Genomic DNA, 26040 nt, shown 5'->3' on the forward strand with positions numbered 1-26040 from the left:
CACCGACTCAGCGCGCCGGCTGTGCCGGCGGCGGGGTCGGGGTGGCCGGTCCTGCGCTCTTGGTGGGCTCGGCGGTGGCATTGCCGTCGGCACGATCGCCGGTGCGGTAGCTCACATACGCCTCGCCACGCAGTTCCTGCAGGTAGCGGTTGTATTCCTCTTCCAGCTTGCGACGGCCGATCGTTTCACGGATCTGCGCACGCTGGTTTTCGGCACTGATGTCGGTCTGACGGCTGCCGACGCGCTGCACGATATGCCAACCGGCCTGGGTACGGAACGGTTCGGATACCGCGCCATCGGCCAGGCCCTCGACCTGCTTGCCGAAGTCCGGGCCGAACGCATCGGCCGGGAACCAGCCCAGGTCGCCACCCTGGCCGCGGCTGTTGGTGTCCTCGGAGGACTCCTTGGCCGTGGCCTGGAACTCGGCGCCACCCGCAATGCGTGCCCGCAGCGTGTCGATCTTGGCCTTGGCCTGCGCGTCGGTCTGGTTGTCGCCGATGCGGACCAGAATGTGGCGCGCGTTGTATTCGGTGACCATCTTCTTTTCGCCGCCGGCATTGGCGTCGCGCATCTCCACCAGCTTGAGCAGCTGGAAGCCGCTCGGGCCACGCAGCGGGCCAGCCACCTGGCCAGGCTGCATGTCGCGGATCAGCTGGGCAAACGCATTGGGGATTTCGTCCAGGCTGCGCCAGCCCAGGTCGCCGCCTTCCAGCGCATTCGGGCTATCCGAATAACGCACCGCTGCAGCGGAGAAGTCCAGTTCGCCCTTGTCGATCAAGGCCTTGACGCCATCGACCTTCTTTTGACCGGTGGCGATCTGGTCGGCAGTCGCACCTTCCGGCAGGCCCACCAGGATGTGTGCCAAGTGATACTGGCTGCCGGTCGTGGCCTGCTGGGCCAGCGCGGTATCCACTTCGCCTTCGCTGACGCTGATCCGGCTCTGCGCAAAGCTTTGACGCAGGCGCTGCACGATGATTTCGTCGCGCACCGAGGAGCGGAAATCGCCGTACGCCATGCCGTCGGCCGCCAGCTTCTGGCGCAGGCCATCCACCGTGGTGCCGTTCTGCTGGGCAATGCTGGCAATGGCGCGGTTGAGCTCCTCGTCGCTGACGCGGATACCGCTGCCATCCGCACGGCCGACCTGTAACTTGACCAGAACCAAGCGCTCAAGCACCTGCCGCTGCAGGACATCGTCCGGCGGCAGCTGGTTTTCCCGGCCGGCGTACTGCGACTTGACGTTGCGTACGGCACGGTCGAGCTCGCTCTGCAGCACCACGTCTTCGTCGACGATGGCGGCAATGCGGTCCAGTGGCTGGGATTGCTGCGCCGATGCCAGCGGCGAGACCGTGCTGGTGATCACCAGCAACGAGGCAAGAAGAACAGAGAAAGGCTTGGTCATGGAATCAGGTTCGGATCGTAATCGTCCGGATTGGTCGTGGTGTTGCTGGGCGGGACCAGGTACAGGTCGTCGCGGTAATAGCCGAGAATAGCACGGCGCAAAGTGCGGTCCGTGTTCTGACCAAACGAACTCAAGCCCTTGAGTACGAACTCGAACTGGATGGAGTTGTCCATCTCGCCATCGCGGTTGCGCACGAACCGGCGCACCAGCGCGCGCACTGCCAGGCAGCAGCTGTCCCACTGCACGCCACCGATGATTTCCAGCGGCTTGCGGTCCAACAACGAGTAGTAATAACGACCGACCGCACTCCAGGTGGGGTTGATCGGATACAGGAACGAGAAATCGGCCTGCTTGAGCTGGTCACTATTGTCGATGAGGTTGCGGCGGTAACGGTATGCCAGATTGACGATGCCGTCGTTGTTGAGCAGATACCGCGTACGCAGGCTGGCAAGATCTTCCTTGCGCGAGTTCGGATTCCACTGATACGTGGCGCCCATCGACCAGCGGTCATTGATCATGTAGTTGGCATCGGCCACCCAGGCGGACTTGCCTTGCTCGACAGTCTGTTCGCTACCGGCAGCAGAGTTGTTGCTGTTGTTGATGGTGACCAGCGAGTCGTTGAAGTACAGAATCTGGCCGGCGCTCAATGACAGCTTCTCGCGGCCATCCTCCTGGCGCAGCCAGCGCGACGTTACGGCCAGGGTCAGCTGATTGGCATCGTTCTGGCGGTCGGCGCCGGTGTAGCGGGTGTCGCGGAACAGCTGTCCGTAGCTGAATGTGAACGGACGGGTATCGAAGACCGGCAAGTCGTCCTGGTCGCGATATGGCACGTACAAGTAGTACATGCGCGGCTCCAACGTATTGAGATAGTTGGTGCCAAACAGCGAGGTCTCGCGATCGAAGTAAAGCCCTGCGTCCAGCGAGGCGATCGGCAGACTGCGCGTGGGCGTGCGGTTGCCGGTCAACGGGGGGGTATTCGCGACGGTCGAATCCAGCTGGTAGGCGGTGTAACGCCACGCGACCGTTGGCGTCACGAACCAAGCCGCGCCTGACAGTGGCATCGAGATGTAAGGCTTGACGTCCAGGCGCGAGCCGCTGCCGTATTCCTTGTTGCGGATGTTGGTGCGGACGTACTCGTCGCTATCGTCGCGGTTGTTTGTTTCGCCTGGAGCGCTAGGGCTCGGAGGCTGGACAAAGTAGGAGTCGTCATGGGTGAAACGCACGGCTTCGGCGTAGACGCCGGCTTCGAAGATGCCGAATGGCTTCTCCCAGGTGAAATACACACGCGGCTGCCGGTTGTAGGGCAGCGCCTGCTCGTCCAGCGTGTAGTCGGTCAGCTGCCAACGGTCAGCCATCAGGCCGGCGGTCCAGGTCTCGCCGGTGCCGTAGATGCCGACAGTGCTCTGCAGGCTGGACGCCGAGCCCATACCGTTCAGGCGGCTGGTGAAATCTTCCACATAGCGGGTGTCGCTGACCCAGGAGATGCTGCTGCGCGCCTGCCAGTGGGAATTGAGGTTGTGGTAACCGCTGTAGAAGACATTGCCACGGTCCTTCTCGCGCAACTTGTCGTTGGGCAGATAGTTGCCGGTGATCTCGCCGCGACCGCCTTCGTACAGATACCGAAACTCGGTGCCGAACATGAAACCGCGCTTGCTCATGTAGCGCGGCAGCAGGGTCGCGTCGTAGTTCGGCGCCAGGTTTAGGTAGATCGGCTGCAGGTAGTCGAAGCCGTTGCGGCCGGACAGGCCGAACTGCGGAAACAGCAGGCCGGTCTGGCGGCGGTCGTCGATCGGGAACTTGAACCAAGGGAAGTACAGCACCGGCACCTTGCCGATCTGCAGCACGGCATTGCGTGCGGTGCCGAAGCCTTCTTCGTTGTCGACGTCGATCTCCGGCGCACGCACGCGCCAGATCGGCTGTGAGGGATCGCAGGTGGTGTAGGTTGAACGGTGCATCTGCCCAACCTGGCCCTGCAGATCCACCGATTCGGCCGCACCATTGCCGCGCCGGTCCACCAACTGGTACTGGATGTTGGTGACCTTGTGGGCGTCGGTGTCCTGATTGCCTTCGGCGCGGTCGGCGACCATGCGGAAGGAGGTGTCCTGGTAGCGGACATTGCCTTCGGCGATGTAATTGCCGGTCTCGGTGTCCATGCGCAGGTTGTCGGCACCCAGGAACTGGTCGCCGCGCTTGAGCGCCACGTTTCCCTGGTACTGCGGGGTGGTGCTGGTGCCGGACAGCTGGTCTCCCTCGATGTCGGTCGGCAGCTGCTGGCGCATTTCGGCCGCCTTGGCGTCGGCGGCGGGTGCGCCGTCGAAGCCTGGCAGGGGATCCACGGCCGGGCACAAACCCCAGTTCAACGGCTTGTCGGCAGCCATTGCCGGGAGGCAGATGGCGATGCTCAAGGGCAGGGGCAGCAGGCGGAGAGCTCGGCGCACGCGTGGTTCAACCAATAAAATGGCGACTAGCTTGCCGCATACCCCGCATAGGGGCAATGAAGAGTGCCGGTGCGGAGAGGGCGAGGTTCATCGCAAAAGGGGCGCGACCGGCGCGCGATAAAGGGTCAGCGCAGGGCGGCCACGTGGGCGACACTGCTCTCGCGCAAGGCCTGCAGGTCGTAGCCGCCCTCCAGCATGGACACCACCCGGCCCCGCGCATGCCGCTCAGCGAGGGCGCGCAATGCGCCGGTCAGCCAGGCGAAATCGTCGCCGTCCAGCATCAAATCGGCCAGCGGATCGCGCAGATGTGCGTCGAAGCCGGCCGAAATCAGGATTAGCTGCGGGCGGAAGGCGTCGATCAGCGGCAGCATCTCGTCTTCCCACACATTGCGGAAGCGCAAGCCATCGCTGCCTGGCGGTAGCAGCAGATTGTGGATGTTGCCGACCCCGCGCTCGTGCACGCTGCCCGAGTGCGGGTACAGCCCGGACTGATGCGTGCTCAGATACTGCACAGCCGGGTCGCGCTCGAAGATCGCCTGGGTGCCGTTGCCGTGGTGCACGTCGAAATCGACGATGGTGATGCGCTCCAGGCCGTGCCGGTCGCGTGCATGGGCGGCGGCCACGGCGATGTTATTGAACAGGCAGAACCCCATCGACACCTGCGCGGTAGCGTGGTGGCCGGGGGGCGGACGGCGCAAAAGGCGGTGCGGGTCAGGTCCTGCATCACCGCGTCCACGGCGGCGATGCCGGCGCCCGCGGCGCGCAGGGCCGCAGCACGCGATGCCGGCACCATGCGGGTGTCCACATCGAGTTGGCGATAGCCTTCGAAGGCGGTTTCCAGCACCGCGTCCACCTGTTCGCGCTCGTGCACGCGGCACAGGTCGCCCAGCTTGGCCAGCGGCGCCTCGCGCCAGTCCAGGTCCGGAAAGGCTGTGCGCAGGGCCTCGACCACTGCTTCGAGGCGGGCCGGGCTTTCGGGGTGCTCAGGGCCGGCGTCGTGACCGAGGCAGGCGGGGTGGGTAAAGACCAGCATGAGGTGACGTTAGCCTTTTTGCCGTGCCGCGCACATGGTCAACCGCGCCGCCGGTCGTGCCGCCACAGCACTTCCTGCTGACCATCGACACGGGCAAGTACACGCGCCAGCACGAACAGCAGGTCGGACAGACGGTTGAGATAGCCGATCGCCTCGCTGCGCACCGCTTCCTGGCGCGACAGCGCCACGGTCTCGCGCTCGGCCCTGCGCACGATGGTACGGGCCAGGTGGCAGCGCGCGGCAGCCTCGCCGCCGGCCGGCAGGATGAATTCCTGCAATGGAGGCAAGCTCTCGTTGAAGTGGTCCAGGTGGCGTTCCAGGGCCTGGATATCGGCCGCCTGAATCGCGGCATGGCCGGGGATGCAGAGCTCGCCGCCCAGGTCGAACAGCTGGTGCTGCACGGTGGTCAGCAGCTCGGAGACCGCGGGGGGCACGCCGGGCGCAGCCAACAGCACGCCTAGCACCGAATTGGCCTCATCCACGGTGCCATAGGCATTGACGCGCAAGGCGTCCTTGCCGGTCCGGCTGCCATCGCCCAACCCGGTGCTGCCGTCGTCGCCGGTGCGCGTATAGATACGTGAAAGCCGGTTGCCCATGACTCAGCCGACCTGGCGCTGGCGGTGCGGGGCGGCCAGCCGCTCGGCAACCACCTGGATCACGGCAGCAACCGCGACGTACAGCGCAGCGCTGCGCAGGTACGGCCATAGCCAGTCGCTGTAGTTCTTGAACCAGCCGGCGAATGTGGGGTCACTCACGCTGGCGCTGATCCAGTAAAAACTGCCCTGGGCAATCAGCTGACACAGCGCCACTGCGATGAGCAGCGCAGGTGCCAGCGCGACCAGCGCAGACCACTGCGCCCCGTGATAATGCCGGCGCAGCCACACCCCACCGGCCCACAGCGCGAAGTACGCCGGGATCAGGCACCAGTACGCCGGCGACACGCAGTAATGCTGCCAGAAGCTCATGCCCTGCCGGGTGATCACCAGCCAGTCCACCGCGACTGCCAGGCCCATCAGCAGCGGGAACGCAACTTTGCTGCGCTCCGCCAGATGAAACCCGCCGATGAAGAATACTGCCCAGGACGCGTCCGGGAGCGGCGCGAAGTGATTGATCCGCGTCGCCGCCATCAGGATGGCGAGCAGGCTCAGAATCAGGGTGTCGTGCGAGCGGGAAGTCATGCGCGGAAGTCGCCGGATTGCAGGTCCGGGAGTGTAGCGTGGAACCCCGCGCACTCGCGCCACCACCAGCTGCACTGCGCCCGGCGACGGGCAGGTCGTCAGGGCGCAGCGGACCGGGCAGGCGCGTCAACGTGTCTCATCCGGCGCGCGCAATGCGTTGCGGGCGAGGGCTTATCATGTGCCGATGACAGACTCACATGACGTTCTGATCGTTGGCGGCGGCCTGGTCGGCTCCAGCCTGGCGATTGCGCTGGACCGCCTCGGCCTGGATGTCGGCTTGGTGGAAGCCACTCCGGCCGGCACCCCGCCGGCTGTGTTTGACCAACGCAATCTGAGTTTCGCCGCCGCCACCGTCAACGCGTTGGGCGTGCTGGGCGTAATGGCCAAGTTGCGCAGCCCGCCCGGGCCGATCCGGCGCATCCATGTCAGCCGCGCCGGCGATTTCGGGCGCGTGCAGCTGGACGCCGCCGACTACGGGCGCGACAGCTTTGGGCAAGTGGTGGTGGCCCGCGACTTCGGCGATGCCCTGCAGGCACGCCTGGATGAACTGACGCGGCTGCGCCGGTATCGTCCGGCGCGCTGCATCGGCGTGGAGCCGGTGCAGGATGGCGTGCGTACGGTACGGCTGGCGAGCGACGACGGCGAGCAGCGCGTCCGCGCCAAGCTGGTGGTCGGTGCCGATGGCACGCACAGCGCGGTGCGCGAACTGCTGCATATCGCGACCGACACGCACGACTTCCTGCAGACCTTGTTCGTCGCCCGCGTGCGCGCTTCGAGGCCGCCGGATGGCACCGCATGGGAGCGCTTCGGCGAACATGGGCCGACCGCGCTGCTGCCGCGGGGCGATCGTCACTACGGCGCGATCCACTGCGTGGCGCGCGCCGAGGCCGAGGTGGTCGCCGCGCTGGACGAGGCAGGCTGGCTGGCCCGGCTGCAGCGTGCGGCCGGCTGGCGCGCCGGTCGCTTTGTCGCCAGCGGCGAACGCAGCGCATACCCGCTGGTGCAGGTGCTGGCCAACGACCTGGTCGCCGAGCGCGTGGTGTTGCTCGGCAACGCCGCGCAGACCCTGCACCCCATCGGCGCGCAGGGCTTCAATCTGGGATTGCGCGATGCGCTGACGCTCGCTGAACTGATCGAGCACGATCGCAGCGATGCCGGGGCCGGCGCGTTGCTGGCCGAGTATGTGGCGCGTCGACGCGTGGACCGCGAGCAGACGATCGGCTTCTCCAGCGGGCTGGCGCGGCTGACCGGCAATCCGGCACCGCTGCTGCGGCCGCTACGCAGCCTGGGATTGCTCGCGACCTCGCAGGCCGCGCCGCTGCAATCGATGCTGGTCGGCGGGGCAATGGGTTTCCGTGGCGATGTGCCGCAGTTGTGCCGGGGGATCGCATGAGCCGGCGCGGCACGCGCGATGCGGTGATCGTCGGCGGCGGCGCGGTTGGCGCCGCCTGCGCGCTGGCATTGGCCGACGCAGGTTTGAGCGTTGCGCTGGTGGAAGGGCGCGAGCCCGCGCGCTGGCATGCCGATCAGCCCGATCTGCGTGTGTATGCCTTTGCCGCCGACAACGCCAAGCTGCTCGAGAGTCTCGGCGTGTGGGCCAGCGTGCGCGCCGCGCGCGTGCAGCCGTACCGGCGTATGCGGGTCTGGGACGCCGGCGGTGGTGGCGAGCTGCGTTTCGACGCCGATACGTTGGGCCGCGAACAACTCGGCTGGATCGTCGAACATGCGCTGCTGGTCGATCGCCTGTGGGCGGCCGTGCACAGTGCCGGGATCCAGGTGCATTGCCCGGCGCGTGTGGTCGAGCTTGAGCAGGACGCCAGCAGCGTGCGCCTGCGCCTGGACGATGGCAGCCGCCTGGAAGCGGCCATCGCCATCGCGGCCGATGGCGCCTCGTCCACCTTGCGCGAGTTGACCGGCCTGCCGGTGTCGCGGCACGCCTACGCACAACGCGGCGTGGTTGCGTTCGTGGAGACCGAACAGCCGCACCAAGCCACTGCCTGGCAGCGCTTTCTGACCACCGGGCCGCTGGCGTTCCTGCCGTTTGCCGATGGCCGTAGTTCGATTGTCTGGACGTTGCCCGATAACGAGGCCGAACGTGTGCTGGAACTGGACGATGCGGCGTTCTCGCGCGAACTCACCCAAGCCTTTGCCGCGCGGCTGGGTGAAGTGCGTGTGGCCTCCGCACGCACGGCATTTCCGCTGCAACGGCAATTGGTGGAGCAGTACGTCAGTGGCCGCGTGCTGACCCTGGGCGACGCGGCGCATGTGGTGCATCCGCTGGCGGGGCAGGGCGTCAACCTGGGCCTGCGCGATGTCGCCGCGTTGCGCGCGGAAGTGCGCGGTGCGCTCGCCAAACGTGCGGACTGGGCCGCGCCGCATCGCCTGCAGCGCTGGGCACGCACCCGCCGCAGCGAAAATACCGTGGCCGCCTACGGTTTCGATGCGATCAACAACGTGTTTTCCAACGACGAGATGCATCTGACCCTGCTGCGTGGATCGGTGCTCGGCCTGGCCGGCAGGCTGCCGCCGCTGGTCGATGTGTTGTGGCAACGCGCCTCCGGCGGCGGCGCGTAAGTCGCCTGGCGTCTGTCGGCCCGCCCCAGGGTAGCCGGCAGCGTCGATTTATGTCTCCACGCTTATAGCGTAGGCCGCATCTTCCATACGACGCACGCGGCCAGCGTGGCTACAGTCGCGCCATGACTTCCGTTTTGCACACGTCCAAACCCACCTTGCTGCTGCTCTGCGGCCTGCTCTGCGACGCCGCCATCTGGCAACCGCAGCGCAACGCGCTGTCAGATCTGGTGGATGTGCAGGTGCTGGATTTCCCCGGGTTCGACAGCATCGGACAGATGGCTGCCCACGTGTTAGCTGTTGCGCCGCCGCTGTTTGCGCTGGCCGGGCATTCGATGGGTGGGCGGGTTGCGCTGGACATCATGCGTCAGGCGCCCGAGCGCGTGACGCGGCTGGCACTGCTCGATACCGGCATTGCGCCGCGTCGCGATGGCGAACGCGAGGAACGTCAGGCGCTGGTGGATCTGGCGCAGACGCAAGGCATGCAGGCGCTGGCGCGGGCCTGGCTGCCACCGATGCTGCACCCCGCACGCATCGCCGATGCCGGCTTGATGCAAGACCTCAGCGCGATGGTGCAGCGCCAAACCGCGCAGAGCTTCGCCGGCCAGGTCAACGCGTTGCTGGAGCGACCCGATGCCGCGCCGGTGCTTGCGCAGATCCGCTGCCCCACCTTGCTGGGGGTCGGGCGCCAGGATGCCTGGAGCCCGCTGGCGCGGCATCAGGACATGGCGCGGCAGATGCCGCAGGCGCGCCTGGCCGTGTTCGAAGATTGCGGGCATATGGCGCCGGTCGAGGCAGCCGCTGCTGTGACGACGGCGTTGCGCGACTGGTTGCAGGCCGCGTGATGGGGCAGGTGAAGCAGTGTCTGCGTCACAGCGGCAGCTGCTGACCGGGCCGACTGGTGTTGCTGGAATTCAGGGAGGCTGCATGCACGACGATGCATCGATCATCATTGCCTGCGAGCAATTGATTCGCCGGTTCGCGCTGTACAACGATCGCCACGAGCACGAGCAGCTCGCTGCATTGTTCACTGACGATGGCGTGTTCGCGCGCCCGAGCGCCCCCGACGCGCCGGTGCATGGCCGCGTGGCGATTCTGCAGGCCTTCCGCGAGCGCCCGCCGCGGACCACGTGTCATCTGATGCTCAACACCCTGGTCAACATTCAATCGCCCACGGTGGCGCACGCGCACAGCAACGTGCTGCTCTACACCGCCGCCGATACCTCGATGTCGCCGCCGTGGACGGCGCAATCGCCCGCGCTGCTCGGCAGTTTCGACGATGTGCTGGTCTTCGAGCAGGAGCGTTGGTTGTTCAAGCAACGCCTTGGAACGTTGCTGCTGCGCATCGGCAGCTGAGCCGCAATCACCCGCATGGGCACGGTGCTGGCGCGCGTTTCGCGCCGCGCGTTGCCGTCCTGCTCTCCCCCCCACGCCGCGCTCGCAGTCATCCATCCCTTTGCATTGGAGATTCGCCCAGTGGAACGCGTTCGCATCCCCGCCCGTCGTCGCTCTGTCCTGTTACGTGCACTGTCACGCCGGCCGTGCTCATTGGTTGTGGGGGCGTTGTTCGCTGGCGCATTGCCGAGCGCTGCGCTGGCGCAAGCCGTGCCGGAAACGGCAGCGCCTCCACAAGGCATCAATCTTGGCGGCACCAGTTTCATGGACGGCTTCGGCTCGATGACGCCCGGCTGGACCGTCATCGAATATCTGCGTCACTACAACTTGAATGCCATCAAGAACGCGAGCGGCGACGATTCGCCTGCCTTTCGCGACCCGCAGGTTGATGTCAGTGTGTTGCTCACGCAGCTCATCTATGTGACGCCCTACACGTGGAAAAGCGGTTCGTTGAGCTTCAACGCCATCGTGCCGCTGGTCAATTACGACACCGCGTTCGCCGCTGACAGCCCGGTGCGATTGAGCAGCAACGGCTTCGGCATGGGCGACATTTCGTTCGGGCCGGCACTGCAGATGCCGCCGGTGATGCGCGATGGGCGGGTGTTCTTTTTTCAGCGTTTTGCGATCGATGCGTTTGCGCCGGTAGGCAAGTTCGACCGCGACACGGCGATCAACCAAAGCACCGGGTTCTGGTCGGTGGCGCCGCATTGGGCATTCACCGTGCAGCCCCGCGATGACTGGGAAACCAGCGCGCGCATCAATTATCTCTACAACTTTCGCACCAGCCGCGCTGGCGGTGTGCCGCCGATTCCCGGGTTCCGTTTCCGCAATGGCCAGGCTGGCGATGCGGTTTGGGTCAATCTGGCCACCTCTTTCAAACTCAACGAGCAGTGGCGGGTGGGTCTGAACGGTTACTACCTGCAGCAATTGAAAGACAACCGCACCAATGATCAGCGCGTGCCGGACAGCAAGCGCATGCAGGTGTATCTGGGTCTTGGTCTGTCCTGGCGGATGGACCAAAAGAACCTGTTCAATTTCAACGTGTACATGCCGCTCAAGGTGGAGAATTCAGTGGCTGGCAATAGTTTCAATCTGATGTTCGTGCATTCGTTATAGCCATGCACGCTGCCATGCACGCCGACCGTCGTGGTCGGCATGCATGGTGGGACAACGCTGTGGTTTGCTGTTGACGCGCGTGCCTGGTAGCTACGACTGACCAGCGCCACACGCGCATCGATGCCATTGCCTCCACACGGCACCGTCCATTCCGAAGACTCACAACCCCATGCTGTGCCGCTGCGTATTGGCATGTTCGCGGAACAACAATTCGGCGCGCGCGCCATCGCGTTGTTCGATGGCGGCGACGATTGCGCCATGCTGGCGGTGCCCGTAATAGAGATCGTCATAGGCTAGCGTGGCAGAGCGCTGGCCGAACACCACGTTGACCGGGCTGACGAACGGCACCAGCGTGCAGCGGTCCACCGTCTCGGTAAGAATTGGTTTGTTGGCCGCCACCACGATGGCGCGATGGAAGCGGGCATTGATCGCGCCATAGGCCTGCTCATCGCCGGCATCCAGGCTGCGTTTGGCAAACAGCCGGTCGCCTTCGCACAGACAATCATGCAGCGTAGAGAGCAATGCGGTGGACGCGCCCTGTTCGGCCACGGTGCGCGCGGCCATGCCTTCCATCAGCGCACGCACCGCCAGGGCATCCAGGCTTTCCTGCTGGCTGAAGCGCCGTACCGCATAGCCACGCTTGCCGGCCTGCACCAGCAGGCCCTCCTGGCATAACGCCGGCAGTGCTTGGCGTATGGGGGTGCGCGAAATGGCCATGCGCTCGGCCAGGGCCGCCTCGGTGATGCGCTCGCCCGGGGCGAAGGTGCCGCACAGGATCAATTCGCGCAGCTGCTGGACCGCTTGCAATCGGTGGTTGTTCGCCATTGGCTCCATTCTCTCGCGCCGTACCGCAGCGCACGTTCCTTCGAAGGGGAAACTCGCAATTACTTGTATAAAAAACTTGCGGATGAGATCGCTTGATGGCAATTTGGATCCCAAGGATACCGTTTTAGCCATCCAGAGTGGGTGGTGGCCCGTGTTGGGATCCATTGCACCGTCGATCCTGACTCAATCAATGACGTGCGCTCTGCCCTCCCTGGTAGAGGCGCATCGCAGGAGCAAAGCATGGCTAGCATCATCGGCGGCATCGGAACCTCGCACGTTCCCACCATCGGCGTGGCCTACGACAAGGGCAAACAGCAGGATCCGGTGTGGAAGCCGTTGTTCGACGGCTATACGCCGGTGGCCGAATGGCTGGCCGAACAACGGGCCGACGTGCTGGTGTTCTTCTACAACGACCACTGCACGACCTTCTTCTTCGATCTGTATCCGACCTTTGCGCTAGGCGTCGGCGAGCACTTTCCGGTTGCCGACGAAGGCGCAGGGCTGCGGAATCTGCCGCCGATCCGCGGCGATGTGCAGCTGCAGGCGCATATCGCCGAGTGCCTGGTCAACGACGAATTCGACCTGACCGTCTTTCAGGACAAGCCGATCGACCATGGCTGCGCTGCGCCGCTGCCGCTGCTGTGGCCGCATGTACCTGACTGGCCGGGCACGGTGGTGCCGATTGCGATCAACGTCCTGCAATACCCGCTGCCGACCGCACGCCGCTGCTACCGGCTGGGCCAGGCGGTGCGTCGTGCGATCGAGTCCTATCCGCAAGATCTCAGGGTGGTGGTCGTCGGTACCGGCGGGCTATCCCACCAGATCCATGGCGAGCGCACCGGCTTCAACAACACCGACTGGGACATGGAGTTTCTGGACCGCTTCCAGCACGCGCCGGAAACGCTGACCGATCTCACCCACACCGACTACGTGCGCCTGGGCGGTGCCGAGAGCGTGGAGCAGATCATGTGGCTGGCCATGCGCGGCGCATTGGATGGGCCGATCCGCAAACTGCATCAAAACTACTACCTGATGACGACCACCGCGATGACCGTGGTGTTGTACGAGCCTGGCGAAGAGCGCGCCGATGCACCGCGCTCGGCAGAGCTGCTGGCGCGTACCGCCAACGCGGCATGAGGGCCTGCATATGAATCCGCAAGTTGACGGCATGGACAAGATCGACGGCACTTATCTGTTCGATCTGCGTACCAGCAATCGCGCACTGCGCCTCAATCGTTTCTTCTGGCACATGATCCGCGCCCCATGGCGCGATCGCTTTTTGCAGGATGCTGAAGTGTTGATGCAGGAAGCCGAGCTCACCGAGCGTGAGAAGGCACTGATCCGCGCGCGCGACTGGCTGGGACTGGTGCAGTACGGCGCCAATTCTTTTGTAATCGAGAAGTTCGCCCGCGTGGTGCGCATGACCAATCTGCAGGTCTACGCCATCATGCGCGGCGAGTCGTTCGAAGACTTCATGCAGACCCGGCGTGTGCCCGAGGCGCGCTGAGCTGCGCGTCCCGGCCACCGACCGGGCGCTTCCATCCGACTTCCCAACGTAAGGCCCACCCCCATGACCATGTCCTCCGTGTTCTTCGAACACCGCATCAAGGTCCGGCATCTACGTGTCATCGAGGCGCTGGACCGGCAAAAGAGCCTGCTTCGCGCCTCACGCGTCTTGAACGTGACCCAGCCTGCGCTCACGCGTGCCTTGCAGGAGATCGAAGAGATCGTCGGCGCCCCCTTGTTCGAACGCCATTCGCGTGGCGTGCGTCCCAATGCGATGGGCGAGGTGCTGGTACAGACCGCGCACGTCGTGCTCGGCCAGTTGCGTCGCGCGCAGGACACCTTCGAAGGGCTGCTGCAGGACGATGCGCTCACCATTACCGTCGGCGCTTTGCCAGTGGCGGCGAGCGGCCTGCTGCCCGCCGTGCTGGCGGCCTTGTACCGCACCGAACCCACGCTGCGTGTGCGCCTGCTGCATGGACGTACCGATGAATTGCTGCCAAAGCTTGCCGGAAACGAGGTGGATCTGGTGGTTGGCCGCTTGTATCCGCTGGCGCGCTACGACGCGTTGGTCCGCAAGGTGCTGTACCAGGATCCGATTGCGCTGGTGGCGCGGAGCGACCATCCCTTGTTCGCCAATGGCCCGGTGCGAATCGCCGAAGCGGTCGCGTACCGACAGGTCTTGCCGACCCTGAGTCAGCACGTGGAGCGCGACGTGGCACAGGTCATGCGCGAGCACGGGCTGGCCACGCGCGATCAACTGCGGTCCAGCTCTGCCAGTTTTACCCGTGAAATCCTGCTGGGCACCGACAGCATTGCGGTGATGCCAAGCATGATGGTAGCCGGCGATATCGCACGCGGCGAACTACGTGCGTTTCAGCTACAGCAGCCCGCGCAAGCGCGTGCAGGTGGTGTGATCTATCGCGATAGCAGTGCCATCCTCAAGCCCGGCGTGCGGTTATTGATGCGTGAGCTGGAGCACCAGCTGGCGCTGATGGCACAGCAAGGCGCGGTGTGGGTCGACGAGCACATTGGCGAGGACGACATGCTGCTGGATGCGTCTGCGTAACGCATGATCCTGGTTCAGCGCGCGATTTGCATCGCGGGACGTATCGGGCGCATTGCTCGTTAGGGCGAGTTACAACTCGCGAGAAGCGCGCGGATGCCAAGCGCGCTTGTGGGTGTTTGAACGCTGCAGTTCGCGCCGGTTGATCCGCGCAAGGACGCGTCAGGTAACAGTGAGCGCGCGAATGAAATAGCCAGAGCCATAAGGTGGGTGGCGATTCGCTCACCCACGTCGCATGGCGGCCAATGCCATCAGGCGTCGTTGGCCAAGGCGTCCTTCAACCGCGCCTTCTGCAGCTTGCCGGTGGCGGTGCGTGGCAGCGCCTCGACCAAGCGTAGGTGTTTGGGCACCTTGTATTTGGCCAGGCGCTCGCTCAGGTAGCTGCGGATGTTCTCCAGATCCATCTCCTCCGCTGCGGGCACGATCGCCAGATAACCCACTTCGCCCCATTGCGGGTCGGCCATCCCGACCACGGCGCATTCGCGGATATCCGGGTGATCGGCCAGCACGGCTTCGATCTCTGCCGGGTACACGTTTTCGCCGCCGGAAATGAACATGTCCTTCTTGCGGTCCACGACGAAGAAGAAACCGTCGTCATCGCGCCTGACGATATCGCCGGTGCGGAACCAGCCCTGTTCGTCACGCATCTGAGCGCTCGCTTGCGGGTCGCGCCAATAGCCGGGGCTGAGGTTGGGGCCGCGCAACAACAATTCGCCAGGCACGCCCGCCGGGCAGTCGTTGCCATCGCCGTCCACCACTCGCGTCTGCACGCTTGGCGACGAAATGCCCGCTGCGCCGAGCTTGCGGCGAATCACCTCGCAGTCCACAGACATGCCGAACACCGTGCCGGCTTCGCTCATGCCGAAGCCGCAGACCATGGGGATGCCATCGTCCAGCCAGCCCAGCAGGTCGTCGGCGGCGTGCGGCGCGCCGCCGCTCACCAGCGCGGTGAGGTGACGCAGTGTTGCCGGGTCGAAGCCGGGCTGGTTGCGAAACGCCTGCATCATCTGCGGCACCCCGACATAGTGGGTCATGCCCAGCGCCGGGTTGCCGAGCCAGCTCAATGTTCGCTTCGGCTCGAAGCCGCTCGACACCTGGATCGAGCCTCCCACCGCCAGCACCGGCCGCACATTGGTGGCCAGGCCGATGATGTGGAACATCGGTGCCTCGCACAGGAAACTGCTGTTGCCGTCCACACGGGTGGTGACGCCGAAGTTGTGCGCCACCTGCTGCAGATTCTGTTCGCTCAACATCACGCCCTTGGGCTGGCCGGACGTGCCTGAGGTAAACAGGATCAGGCTCACCCGCTCGGGCGGGATGTACGGCGTTTCGGCGGGTGCCAGTGCCTTGGCACTGTCAATGAAGCCGGCGATTGCTTCGATCTGCGGACGTCCGGCAGCGACGTCGTCGCCCAGCACCAAATGCGGCTGGGCACGTTGCAGCAAGGTGTCCAGCTCGGTGCCGCTCAGCCGCCAGTTGAGCGGTACGTAGATCGCACCGACCCGCGCACAGGCAAAATGCAGCGCGACCTGCCATACCGAATTACGGGCCAGCACGGCGAGCCGCTCGCCGTCGACACAACCGCGCGTTTGCAGCAAGGCGGCCAGTTGGCCGATCAGGGTATCCAGATCGGCGTACGTCCATTCCTGGTTGAGTACCAGGTCGCGGGCGGCAAGCCGTTGCGGAGTGAGGCGGGCATGGAAGGAAATCGAGTCGGTCGGCATGGTCATGGCGTTGTCTTCCGATTGTGCTTGGGGGAGTGACGAACGTGAGTGCGACAGAGATGGCAGGAAGGTTGACGTGTGCACGCAACAACGCAGTACGCGTTCATCAACGCCGTGGCGACTGCGGCGTAGTAAAGGGCGATGACGTGGCGTGCGATGCATTGCGACTGCGCACACGTGGCGGCTGCGCAGTAGGGGTGACGTGCGTCTTTAACTAAGATAGATGGTCTTGGTTTCGAGAAACGCGTGCAGGCCTTCGATGCCGCCTTCGCGGCCGATTCCGGAGTGTTTGAAGCCGCCGAACGGCATTTCGATATCCACCCACATGCCGTTGATCGAATGACTGCCGCTGCGTACGCGCCGCGCAATGCGATATGCGTAGTCGACATCCTCGCCATACACGGTTCCGTGCAGGCCGTAGTCGCTGGCATTGGCCTTGGCGATCAGATCGGCCTCGTCGTGATAGTCGATGAAGATCACCACCGGGCCGAAGATTTCTTCGCGTGCGATGGTCATGTCGGGCGTGACGTTGGCGAACACCGTCGGCTCGATGAAGAATCCACGCGGTAGGTGCGTCGGACGGCTGCCGCCCATCACCAGCTGTGCGCCTTCGGCGCTGCCCTGGGCGATGTAGGACTGCACGCGTTCCAACTGCCGGCCGAGCGCCAGCGGGCCCATGCCGGTATCAGCGGCGAACGGGTCGCCGAGTTTGAGTGCGCCCACTGCCGCGCAGTACGCCTGCAGGATTTCGTCACGCCGCTGCGCCGGCACCAGCACGCGCGTCAGCGCGAAACATACCTGGCCGGTGATGGGCATGGAGTAGGGCACAAGGCTTGGCAGCACCTTGGCGAGGTCGGCGTCACCGAGCACGATGGCGGCCGATTTGCCGCCCAGCTCCAGGCCCGCCCGCGCCAGGCGTTCGGCGCAGGCCACGCCGATCAGCCGCCCGGCCTGGGTGGAGCCGGTGAAGCTGACTTTGTCGACAAGCGGGTGCCGGATCAGTTGTTCGCCGACCTCGCGGCCGGCAGGCAACAGGTTGAAGACGCCATCGGGCACGCCTGCGGCGCTGATGCATTCGGCCAGGATGTACGCATCGATCGGAGTTTCCGGCGAGGGCTTTGCCACCACCGTGCAGCCGGCGGCCAATGCAGCGGCGACCTTGTAACAGAGCAGCACCAGCGGCGCGTTCCAGGGTGTGATCGCCGCAACCACGCCAACCGGTTCCTGCACTACATGCACGCGGCCACCATTGGCGCCTGCGCGCGGCTCGACGAACGGCTGTGTGGTGATCAGCTCGCCGTAGTAGTCGAACAGGCCGGGTGCCTGCTGCGAGGCGCGCCGGCTGAAACCGATGGTGGCGCCCACCTGGCCGGTCCAGGCCTCGGCGAGCTCCGGCATGCGTGCGCGCAGATGGTCGGCAACGCGCTTGAGTATCACCACGCGCTCGGGCGGCGACAGCTGCGGCCAGGGGCCGGTGTCGAAGGCTGCACGCGCCGCGGCCACGGCGGCCTCGGTATCTGCGTGCGATGGTTCGGTGTAGCGCAGCAGACGCTCCTCGGTATGCGGGGCGATCACATCGACATGGCGATCGCCAGTGCTTGCGCGCCATTGTCCATCGATGAACAGGCCCAGCGGCCCACGCGCGGCAATCCCGCGCAGCGTTGCGGATAAGGCTTCCATACTCCCTTCTCGGTGCAGAAAACCACTGGCAGCGCCAGCGATGCGTGGCGTGCACGCATCGCTTCAGGCGCCATGGGACGTGCTCAGGCGCTGTGTTTGGTGAGGTCGTATTCGCCCAGGCCGGGCTTGTAGCTCTTCTCGTCGATGAACTGACGGATGCCTTCCTTGCGGGCATTGTTGTCGAACGAGTTGGCCGCTTCCTGCATGCGCACCAGATAATCTTCGGCTTCGTCGTAGGTCAGGGTGCCCACGCGACGCACGGCGTCCTTGGCATACTTCAACGCGACCGGGTTCTTGCGCAACAACAGCTCGGCCACTTCGCGGGTGCGTGTTTCCAGCCGTTCCAATGGCACGCTTTCGTTGACCAGGCGCCATTCGGCCGCCTTCTTGCCGTCGATCATTTCGCCGGTCAGCGTCATCCACATCGCATCGCGCATGGACAGCAGCTCGACCGCCACCTTGGTCACGCCGCCGCCCGGCAGGATGCCCCAGTTGATCTCCGACAGACCGAACTGCGCTTCATCGGCGGCAATGGCCAGGTCGCAAGCGAACAACGGGCCGAAGCCGCCACCGAAGCACCAGCCGTTGACCATGGCGATGGTGGGTTTTTGATACCAGCGCAGGCGACGGAACCAGCCGTAGGATTCGCGTTGCGAGCGGCGCACGCCGCGCAGGCCCTGTGCTTCGGTTTCGCGGAAGTATTCCTTGAGGTCCATGCCGGCCGACCAGGCAGTGCCCTCGCCGCCGAGCACCAGCACGCCGACGTTGTCGTCAAACTCCAGCTCGTCCAGCACATCCATCATGCGGCGGTTGAGCGCCGGGCTCATCGCGTTGCGCTTGTCCGGGCGTGCGAACTTCACCCAGGCAATGCGGTTTTCGATGCGAACCGATACCACGTCATGCTCGTTCAAGCGGCGTCTCCTTCAAGTCGGGGCTGCGGGATCAAAGGTCTTCGGCCAACGCGGTCTCTGCCGCGGTTGTCCGCTCAAGCGTGGCGCTGGCGTTCAACTTGCACAGCAGGCGGAGCAGGGTTTGCTGTTCGGCGGCCTGCAGGCCGGTGCAGGTGCGTGCGACGGCCCGCGCCAGACAGGCTTGCGCCACATGCAGCGTGCGTTGGCCATGGTCAGTGAGGTAAAGGCCCTTGCTGCGGCGGTCGCGGCCGGCCAGGCGTTCGATCAGGCCTTGCTCGGCCAGCGCATTGGCGATTTTCATGCCGGCGGCGCGGTTGACCAGCAGGCGGTTGCCGAGTTCGGTCTGGTCGCAGCCAGGTTGGTCGCGGATGTGGATCAACGCCGTGACGCGCGCCGGGGTGAGATGCAGCTCGGCCAATTCCTGGCGGGCGGCATGGCTGGACGCCAGGGTGGCCAGTTGCAATTGGTAGCCGAGGTCTGCGGCAAGTGTCAGGCGAGCGGTCATCGATCCGTCCAGATTGTATCCGTTAAATACAATCTAGCCGACCGAAGCGGGCGCTGCAAGCGGCGCGAGTGTCAAAAACTGAAGTGCGGTACGCGCCTGCGTAGTGCCGGCGCGCCTGCTTGCCGCTCAGGTGTGCGGGCTGATCACTGGGTCAGCCAGCCGGCCAACTGCTCGCGGGTCAGGTAACCGCTGTGGCGGGTATCGAGTGCATCGAACTCGTCGGCCAACGCGGGGTTGGCCTGGGCTTCGGCGCGGCTGATGCGGCCATCGCCGTCCACGTCCATGGCCTGGAAGTCGATGCGGTAGCTACCGACCACGCTGCTGGGCTGGATCGAACGCACGATCACGCTGGATTCGCCGCGCGGGCGCTCCAGCTGGGTCTGGTGGGTGACCTCGCCGCTGGACAGCGGCTGGGTGCGAATGACATTGGGCACCTCGATCAGCGGCAGGCTGCTGGCTGGCGTGGGTGCCTGTTGGGCGGACGCGATGCCGCAAACGAGCAGCAGTGCGGTGAGTGTGGCGATACGGCGGATGGTCATCAGATCCCCCTGATGTGGAACAGCCGCTAAGCATAGAGGGTGTGAGCACATTGCGGTGGCGCGCTCGCGGTGGAGGCAGCGCTCACCAGAGCCCGATCACCCGCCCGCCGCAGCGGATGCGGAGCTGTTGGCATCAACGCTGGATCCGGCAGGGCAGCGGCGCGTGTCCGCCGCCCTGCAGGCCACTCAGCCGGGGATGAAAGGGAACACGATCTTGAGCAAGCCCTTCAAGCCGCCTTCGGCGGTGCTGGCCACGGCCTTTGCACCCAGGCTGTTGAGTGCGCGACGCACGTCTTCCCAACGCAGCTGGGTGATGTCCTTCTTTAATAGATCCGACACCTCTTCGGCGGTGGGCGTGAGCTTTTGCAGTTCGCGCACGGCAAGCTGCGGGTCCTGCTGCAGATAGCCCCAGCGTTCGGCGATCTTCAGCAGGGTATCGAAGCGCACTGCCACCACTTCGCGATTGCGTTCGTACACTGGCAAGGCGCCGACATCGAGAATGGCTTGCTCGAACTGCTGGGCATCGTCGGGATGCTCGATCCGCACCGCCAGAAATCCTTCCTTGCGGCTGCGTTCGCTGACGTGCTTGGCACCGGAGCGCAAATTGTCTTCGGTGAGCACGTTGGCCACGATGCGCTGCATCGCCGCGTCGCCTTCTTCCGGCACCAACGCGCGCCAACGCGCATAGCCATCGCGACGCAAGGCCTTCACCTTGGCCGAGGTGACACGCAGCTGCAATGCGACGACGGCATTGGAGCTATTGCGCGAAATTGCGCCATCGCGTTCCAGCAGCACGAAAATCAGTAATTCCAGGTCGCGTTTGGTGAGTGACTGAAACCCTTGCAACAGGGTCAGTCGCAGGAATTCGCTGCCGAAGGCGGCCGCATCCTTGAGTTCGATCGGTTGCATGGGGAGTCCTCCACTGGTGACCTGCAGGATGCCAGGACGCTGTTGCGTGGACTGAGAACCGACGCGACGTGCGCAGCAGTTTCAGCGCCCGGTTTCGCGCCCCGGGCGGTCAGACCTGAACGTTTCAACTGCGCCGCGATCCTGCAGTGTGACGAACACCTGCTTACCATCGCTGCCGCCGAAGGCGACGTTGCTGGCCTTGCGGCCCTTGAGTGCGACGGTGCGCAGCAATTTGCCCGCCGGCGATACCACTGCGATCTGTCCGGCGTCGTAGCGGGCGATATACAGGTTGCCGTCGGCATCGCAGCGCATGCCGTCCATGCCGAAATCGGGGAACGCGATCAGCAGGCGTTTATTGCGCAGGCTGCCATCGTCGCGACGGTCGTACACCCACACCTTGCGTGACATGCTTTCGTTGACGTACAGGCGCTTGCCATCCGGGCTGACGTCCAGCCCGTTGGGCGTGGTCATGCCCGATTCCAACAGCCGCACCACGCCGTCGCGACTGATGTGCCACAAGCGGCCGCTGTTGTCCTTCCAGTTCGGGTCGCTGGCGTAGAAGCTGCCGTCGGGTGCCAGCGCGAGATCGTTGGGCCCATCGGCATTGGGCAGCGAGGCAAACGTACTCACCGCGCGCGTCTGCAGATTCACCTGCAGGATCTTGTGGCTTGTGTAATCGGCCACGTACATTGCGCCGTCACGGAAGCGAATGCCGTTGCCGGTGCTGCCGGCAGGCAAGGTGACAAACACCTCGGCAGTCGCGCTGCCGTCTGCTTGCGCTGCGATGCGTGCGATGGTGCCGTCCTTGCCCAGATTCACTGCGTACAGCGCACCGTCCGGGCCGGCTGCCGGGCCTTCGGCATTATGTGTGAACGTGCCATCGCCAATCAGGTCACGTGCAACAAATGGCGCATTGTCGGCGATAGCGAGCGAACTGGACAACAGGAGTGCCAGTGGCAGTAAACGATGGCGGGCAGCGGTGGTCATGCGCAATGCTCCAGGGGTGATCGTGGCAGTGTGCCAGAACGTGCAGCGCGACCATGGCGATGATCACGTGCGATCAAGTAAGGTGCGCGAGCAGGATTGGAGTGGAGCAGCGACGCGATGCCAGCGTGCGGCCAGGCAGGTGTGGCCGAGGCACGTGTCGCACGCGCATTGCAACGCCCGATGCGCCGACATGGCCTGCATGCTGCCGCTGGTCAAACGCTGGTCGCTAATCTTTACTACGAAGGAGGTTTGCATGTCTGTGGAATCCGTGACGCGTCGCCGCTTGCTCGCCGCCTTCGGCGGTGCGGGCATCCTGCTTGGCGCACCTGCATGGGCGCTGCCGAAAAAGAAGCCTGGAAAGCCGCTCAATGTCGCCCTGGCCGGGCTGGGAAGTTACGCCAGCGAGCAACTCGCACCCGGGCTGGCCTTGACCAAACACTGCAAGCTGGCCGGCATCGTCACCGGTACTCCGTCCAAGATTGCGCAGTGGCAATCCAAGTACGGCATCGCCGATCGCAACGTCTACAACTACGATAACTTCGATCGCATTGCCGACAACGACGACATCGACGTGGTTTACATCGTCACCCCCACCCACCTGCATGCACCATTGGCATTGCGTGCAGCGGCGGCCGGCAAGCACGTGTGGTGCGAAAAGCCGATGGCCATGCACGCGGGCGAATGCGAGGCGATGATTGCGGCCTGCAAGCGCAACAAGGTGGCGCTGACGATCGGCTATCGCATGCAGCACGAACCCAATACGCGGCGCCTGATCGCGATGGCCAGCGAGAAGCCGTTCGGCGCGATGCAGCGCGTGCGTGCCGAGGCCGGTTACAACGGCTATCGCGATACAACCAAGGCCGATCGCCCGTGGCGGTTGCGTTCGCAGTTCGGTGGCGGCGCGATGTACGACATGGGCGTGTATCCGCTCAATGCTGCGCGTTACACCGTAGGCGCTGAACCGCTCGCAGTCACCGCCAAGCGCTGGACCGACCGTCCCGAGTTGTTCGATGAAGTCGACGAACATATGGATTTCACGCTGGAATTTCCCAATTCCGTGCGTGCGGCATGCAAGACCAGCTTCGGCGCCAACATGAATGTGCTGCGCGCCGAATGCGAGCGCGGCTGGTACGAGTTGTCGCCGTTCCAGAGCTATCAAGGCGTGACCGGCAAGGCCAGCGACGGGCGCGTCTTCGACGCCAAGGTGCCGCATCAGCAGGCCTTGCAGATGGACGAAGATGCCTTGGCGATCATGAATGGCACACCGTTGCGCGCGCCGGGCGAAGAAGGCCTGCGGGATATCCGCATCGTCGATGCGATCTACCGCTCCGCGCGCGAAGGCAGCAAGCGCATCGTGCTGTAAGTCAGCTGGTTTCGGCGGCCGCTGCGCCGCCGAAACAGTGACGCAACAAGCCTTGGCCTAGGGGCGAAGCACTGAGCTGCAACCTGTCAACAGCCCTCGGGATCCATCAGCGACCCCAGCCGCCATCACTTCCGTTCCAGCGGCGGTGCACGACAGGCACAGGATGCACTGCGCAACGACTGGCGGAATCCATGACGAACGCATGCGGTAAAAAGCCGAATCGATCGCGTCCACGAATCCCGCGTCTAGAACTCCCGCGTCTGCTACAGCGTCTTACCGCGCGTCACCGACACAACGCTCACTGCGGAATGGCTGAAGGAATCAATGGCGGATAGGCGCAAACAACGCGGCGATCAACGGCCTCTAGGAATCCCCGCTCCGCACTCCCCAATCCCAACTCACTCCCGCATCGCCAGTACGGTGATCTCTTCGCGATCGTGATACAGCTGCTTGGCACGCACGGTCAGCGATTTTTCGGCCTGCTGTTCGAACAGATCCAGGCACAGGCGCGTTTCGTCCCAGCGTTTTTTCATCGGCAGCTTGAGGTTGAAGATGGTATGGCGGCACCAGCCTTCGCGCACCCAGGTGGCCATGCGCTCGGCCACCCGGCGCGGTTGCTCGACCATGTCGCAGACCATCCAGTCCAGCGGTTGCGCCGGCTTCCAATGGAAGCCGTCGGCACGCAGATGTTCGACCAGGCCGGTGTCCAGCACATGCTCGCGTAGCGGGCCGTTGTCGACGCTGGTGACATGCACATGTTGGCGGGTGAGCACCCAGGTCCAGCCTCCGGGAGCTGCGCCCAGATCGGCCGCGCGCATGCCAGGTTTGACCAGCCGTTCGCGTTCTTCCGGGGCCAGCAGGGTGAGCAGGGCCTCATCGAGTTTGAGCGCCGAGCGCGAGGGCGCTTCGGGCAGCAATTTCAACCGCGGAATGCCCAGCGGCCAGGGCGCGCTATCGTCGGCATCGGCCACTGCAATCAACGCGTGGTCGCCGTCGAGAAAACACACATGCAAGCGCGGCAGGCGCAGCTGTGGCTTGTCTGTAAGCAGACCGGCCTTGCGCAGTGCCGGGCGCAGCGCGTTGCCGAAGCTGCGCGCCAGGCCGGCCAACGGCTTGCCGGCGTCGGAGTCGGGGTGCTCGACCCACAGGTCGCCAAAGCGCGATTGTCCTTCCAGTACGGCCAGGATCGGGGTGATGCGGTCCTTGGGATCGATGCCCTTGAGCTCGGCCATTACCACCAGTTTCTGCCGGGCAAAGATCAGCTCGCGCCAATGCAGCTTTGCGGCCAATTGCGCGGGTTCATCGCACACGAACAGCACATAGCCATCGTTGCGCTGCGTACGCGCATAGCCGGCGATGCCGACGAACGCGGCGCGCGCGCTCAGTTCGGCAGCCAGCTCCGGCTCGAAGCCCTGGCGGCAATAACACAGCAGACCGCTCATCGCAGCACTCGCAAGCACAGGTCAATAATGATCACCGCCGCCCTCGCCGTAGCTGCGCAGCACCGCACAGGCCTGCTCGCGTTGCACATCGCGGACCACCTCGATACCGCGGCGGGTGAGTTCGCCGATCCAGTCGGTTGGCAGCGGACCCTCGTCGAATTCGGTCAGCGCCATCACGTCTTCGGCGCGGGCGCCGATCAACAGGCGATCGATACCGGCCCAGACCGTGGCGCCGTAGCACTGGCAACATGGCTGTGCAGAGGTGGCCAGCGTCACCGGCGACAGCACATCGTTCAAGCGAGGCGTCTGCAGGCGCTGCTGCGCGAGCATGTAGGCCATGTTTTCTGCATGCGCCAGCGAGGTATTTTGCGGCACCACACGGTTGACCGCAGCCGCAATGATGTGATGATCCGGGCCGAACACGACAGCACCGAATGGTCCGCCGCTGCGCGCTTCCACGTTCATCCGCGACAGTGCGATCGCCAGCGCCACCTTGTCGTCGTCGCCGGGATAGGCACGGCTGGCATCCACAAACTCATGGATCCAGGCGGGCAGGGTGAGGTGAACTTGCGCGTAGAGCATCAGGGGACGACCGGTAAAAGAGGGGAACCGAGGCGGCGCAGTGTATCGGCCTGGGGGCAGCGCGCAACATGCGGCTGCGGCCGGGTGCAAACGCCATCGTGGCCGGGTCTCGTTACGCGTGGTGCTTGCCCACGGATGGCGGCACGTAGCCGAGCTGCTGCGAACGTGGCGCCCACTGCTCGCGACGAGGCCAGACCTATTTCGCAGCGCATTGTCCGGAAACGCACTGGCAGGCGCTGATCTCCCGGAACCCGCACACGCTCATCATGCCGCTGGACTGGCATTGCGCCATCACGCCTTGCGGGTCGGTGGCGCTAGTGACGTTGACGCAGGCCGGGAACGCGCCGCAACAGTTGCCGACGTTCTTCACCGTGCAATCTGCATCGACCTTGCACGTGGTGGTGACGGTGATCGGCTTGGCACTGGTCGGCGGTGGGGTTGCCGCATCGGTCGGCGGCGCGGCGACGCAGCCCATCAGAACCAACAACGCCATCAGCAACAAACTGCTCAAACACCGGGACAAGACACGGGACATTGCGGCTGCTCCGATCACGACAGGTGGGTGGACATGGTAAGCGCTGGACGGCGTGCGTGTGGTCACCACGTCGCCAGTCGCGTCCACCGGACACTCGAGCGGGCTGCGCTCTGTATCGGCCTGGCAATTGCTTTTGGGCACGCTGGCCGTGTCAAGTGAGTAGGCGACATCTTCCCAGCATTCACCCTCTCGTGCTGCCGGTCGCCGTCACGCATGCAGCTTCCGGTTGCGATGCGTCCGCTGATCGCTGGATCAGGGCGACGCGGCAGCGCAATCAACGATGTCGGCGCAGCACAGCGCTGCAGCGTGTCGCGAGCGTCAGTTGCTGCATGCTCTCGT

At 64.8% G+C, this 26040-nt stretch carries 24 protein-coding genes and 1 pseudogene; 9 read left to right on the forward strand and 16 right to left on the reverse strand.

Annotated elements, in window-relative coordinates; all coding sequences use genetic code 11:
- Window positions 1-7: 7 nt before the first annotated feature.
- The 5 genes and pseudogenes from BJD12_RS17250 to BJD12_RS17270 form a co-directional block, all read right to left on the reverse strand.
- On the reverse strand, window positions 8-1399 hold the full coding sequence (locus tag BJD12_RS17250) for a peptidylprolyl isomerase (RefSeq protein ID WP_005995146.1): 1392 nt from the start codon (window positions 1397-1399) through the stop codon (window positions 8-10).
- Window positions 1396-3837, reverse strand: coding sequence for an LPS-assembly protein LptD (lptD, locus tag BJD12_RS17255; protein WP_042828327.1), 2442 nt, complete (start codon window positions 3835-3837; stop codon window positions 1396-1398). The genes BJD12_RS17250 and lptD overlap by 4 nt, the downstream gene beginning before the upstream one ends.
- 125 nt (window positions 3838-3962) lie before the next feature.
- Window positions 3963-4870: pseudogene (locus BJD12_RS17260) on the reverse strand (histone deacetylase family protein).
- 38 nt (window positions 4871-4908) lie between these two features.
- Window positions 4909-5466, reverse strand: coding sequence for a cob(I)yrinic acid a,c-diamide adenosyltransferase (locus BJD12_RS17265; RefSeq protein WP_005995139.1), 558 nt, complete (start codon window positions 5464-5466; stop codon window positions 4909-4911).
- 3 nt (window positions 5467-5469) lie between these two features.
- A complete protein-coding gene (locus BJD12_RS17270) occupies window positions 5470-6048 on the reverse strand; it encodes a hypothetical protein (RefSeq protein ID WP_005995137.1) in 579 nt (192 codons plus the stop codon).
- A 184-nt stretch (window positions 6049-6232) separates the two neighbouring features.
- Here BJD12_RS17270 and ubiH point away from each other — a divergent pair, with 184 nt between their 5' ends.
- From ubiH to BJD12_RS17295, 5 genes are all read left to right on the forward strand, one after another.
- The gene (gene ubiH, locus BJD12_RS17275) at window positions 6233-7441 is read left to right on the forward strand and encodes a 2-octaprenyl-6-methoxyphenyl hydroxylase (protein ID WP_005995135.1); all 1209 of its coding nucleotides are present in this window, start codon (window positions 6233-6235) and stop codon (window positions 7439-7441) included.
- On the forward strand, window positions 7438-8622 hold the full coding sequence (locus tag BJD12_RS17280) for a UbiH/UbiF family hydroxylase (RefSeq protein ID WP_005995133.1): 1185 nt from the start codon (window positions 7438-7440) through the stop codon (window positions 8620-8622). Before ubiH ends, BJD12_RS17280 begins: the two co-directional genes overlap by 4 nt.
- Before the next feature lie 122 nt (window positions 8623-8744).
- The gene (locus BJD12_RS17285; protein WP_005995131.1) at window positions 8745-9464 is read left to right on the forward strand and encodes an alpha/beta fold hydrolase; all 720 of its coding nucleotides are present in this window, start codon (window positions 8745-8747) and stop codon (window positions 9462-9464) included.
- An 82-nt stretch (window positions 9465-9546) separates the two neighbouring features.
- A complete protein-coding gene (locus BJD12_RS17290) occupies window positions 9547-9975 on the forward strand; it encodes a nuclear transport factor 2 family protein (protein ID WP_005995129.1) in 429 nt (142 codons plus the stop codon).
- A gap of 120 nt (window positions 9976-10095) precedes the next feature.
- The gene (locus BJD12_RS17295; protein WP_042828332.1) at window positions 10096-11130 is read left to right on the forward strand and encodes a SphA family protein; all 1035 of its coding nucleotides are present in this window, start codon (window positions 10096-10098) and stop codon (window positions 11128-11130) included.
- 159 nt (window positions 11131-11289) lie between these two features.
- Here BJD12_RS17295 and BJD12_RS17300 read toward each other — a convergent pair whose 3' ends face one another.
- Window positions 11290-11964, reverse strand: coding sequence for a GntR family transcriptional regulator (locus BJD12_RS17300; RefSeq protein WP_005995126.1), 675 nt, complete (start codon window positions 11962-11964; stop codon window positions 11290-11292).
- Between the two features lie 231 nt (window positions 11965-12195).
- Here BJD12_RS17300 and BJD12_RS17305 point away from each other — a divergent pair, with 231 nt between their 5' ends.
- The 3 genes from BJD12_RS17305 (at window position 12196) to BJD12_RS17315 (ending at window position 14527) form a co-directional block, all read left to right on the forward strand.
- A complete protein-coding gene (locus BJD12_RS17305; RefSeq protein WP_005995124.1) occupies window positions 12196-13092 on the forward strand; it encodes a gallate dioxygenase in 897 nt (298 codons plus the stop codon).
- Window positions 13093-13102: 10 nt separating this feature from the next.
- The gene (locus BJD12_RS17310; RefSeq protein WP_005995122.1) at window positions 13103-13462 is read left to right on the forward strand and encodes a protocatechuate 3,4-dioxygenase subunit alpha; all 360 of its coding nucleotides are present in this window, start codon (window positions 13103-13105) and stop codon (window positions 13460-13462) included.
- A 63-nt stretch (window positions 13463-13525) separates the two neighbouring features.
- Entirely contained in the window at window positions 13526-14527 is a 1002-nt protein-coding gene (locus tag BJD12_RS17315; protein ID WP_005995121.1) for a LysR substrate-binding domain-containing protein, read from the forward strand.
- A gap of 248 nt (window positions 14528-14775) precedes the next feature.
- Here the strand turns inward: BJD12_RS17315 and BJD12_RS17320 are convergent, their stop codons facing one another.
- The 7 genes from BJD12_RS17320 to BJD12_RS17350 all read right to left on the reverse strand — a co-directional run bounded on the left by BJD12_RS17320 (window position 14776) and on the right by BJD12_RS17350 (window position 21779).
- Complete coding sequence (locus tag BJD12_RS17320; RefSeq protein ID WP_005995119.1) at window positions 14776-16254, reverse strand: AMP-binding protein; 1479 nt, start codon at window positions 16252-16254, stop codon at window positions 14776-14778.
- A gap of 204 nt (window positions 16255-16458) precedes the next feature.
- Complete coding sequence (locus BJD12_RS17325) at window positions 16459-17928, reverse strand: aldehyde dehydrogenase (RefSeq protein ID WP_005995117.1); 1470 nt, start codon at window positions 17926-17928, stop codon at window positions 16459-16461.
- 83 nt (window positions 17929-18011) lie between these two features.
- Window positions 18012-18839 (reverse strand): p-hydroxycinnamoyl CoA hydratase/lyase, encoded by an 828-nt coding sequence (locus BJD12_RS17330; RefSeq protein WP_039420854.1) that lies wholly within the window; start codon window positions 18837-18839, stop codon window positions 18012-18014.
- Between the two features lie 31 nt (window positions 18840-18870).
- Window positions 18871-19344, reverse strand: coding sequence for a MarR family winged helix-turn-helix transcriptional regulator (locus tag BJD12_RS17335; RefSeq protein WP_005994128.1), 474 nt, complete (start codon window positions 19342-19344; stop codon window positions 18871-18873).
- Between the two features lie 143 nt (window positions 19345-19487).
- A complete protein-coding gene (locus BJD12_RS17340; RefSeq protein ID WP_005994130.1) occupies window positions 19488-19883 on the reverse strand; it encodes an EF-hand domain-containing protein in 396 nt (131 codons plus the stop codon).
- 186 nt (window positions 19884-20069) lie between these two features.
- Window positions 20070-20792 carry a hypothetical protein gene (locus tag BJD12_RS17345; protein ID WP_005994132.1) on the reverse strand — a complete coding sequence of 241 codons (723 nt, stop codon included), beginning with the start codon at window positions 20790-20792 and terminating at the stop codon, window positions 20070-20072.
- 81 nt (window positions 20793-20873) lie between these two features.
- A complete protein-coding gene (locus BJD12_RS17350; RefSeq protein ID WP_005994134.1) occupies window positions 20874-21779 on the reverse strand; it encodes an SMP-30/gluconolactonase/LRE family protein in 906 nt (301 codons plus the stop codon).
- 253 nt (window positions 21780-22032) lie between these two features.
- On the opposite strand from BJD12_RS17350, the gene BJD12_RS17355 reads away from it, so the two are divergent.
- Entirely contained in the window at window positions 22033-23142 is a 1110-nt protein-coding gene (locus BJD12_RS17355) for a Gfo/Idh/MocA family protein (protein WP_042828207.1), read from the forward strand.
- A gap of 398 nt (window positions 23143-23540) precedes the next feature.
- Here the strand turns inward: BJD12_RS17355 and rlmM are convergent, their stop codons facing one another.
- The 3 genes from rlmM to BJD12_RS17370 form a co-directional block, all read right to left on the reverse strand.
- Complete coding sequence (gene rlmM, locus BJD12_RS17360; protein ID WP_005994137.1) at window positions 23541-24584, reverse strand: 23S rRNA (cytidine(2498)-2'-O)-methyltransferase RlmM; 1044 nt, start codon at window positions 24582-24584, stop codon at window positions 23541-23543.
- A gap of 21 nt (window positions 24585-24605) precedes the next feature.
- A complete protein-coding gene (locus BJD12_RS17365; protein ID WP_005994139.1) occupies window positions 24606-25166 on the reverse strand; it encodes a nucleoside deaminase in 561 nt (186 codons plus the stop codon).
- A 196-nt stretch (window positions 25167-25362) separates the two neighbouring features.
- The gene (locus BJD12_RS17370; protein ID WP_042828209.1) at window positions 25363-25701 is read right to left on the reverse strand and encodes a hypothetical protein; all 339 of its coding nucleotides are present in this window, start codon (window positions 25699-25701) and stop codon (window positions 25363-25365) included.
- Window positions 25702-26040: the final 339 nt, after the last annotated feature.

This window comes from Xanthomonas vesicatoria ATCC 35937, from assembly GCF_001908725.1.
GTDB classification, from domain to species: domain Bacteria; phylum Pseudomonadota; class Gammaproteobacteria; order Xanthomonadales; family Xanthomonadaceae; genus Xanthomonas; species Xanthomonas vesicatoria.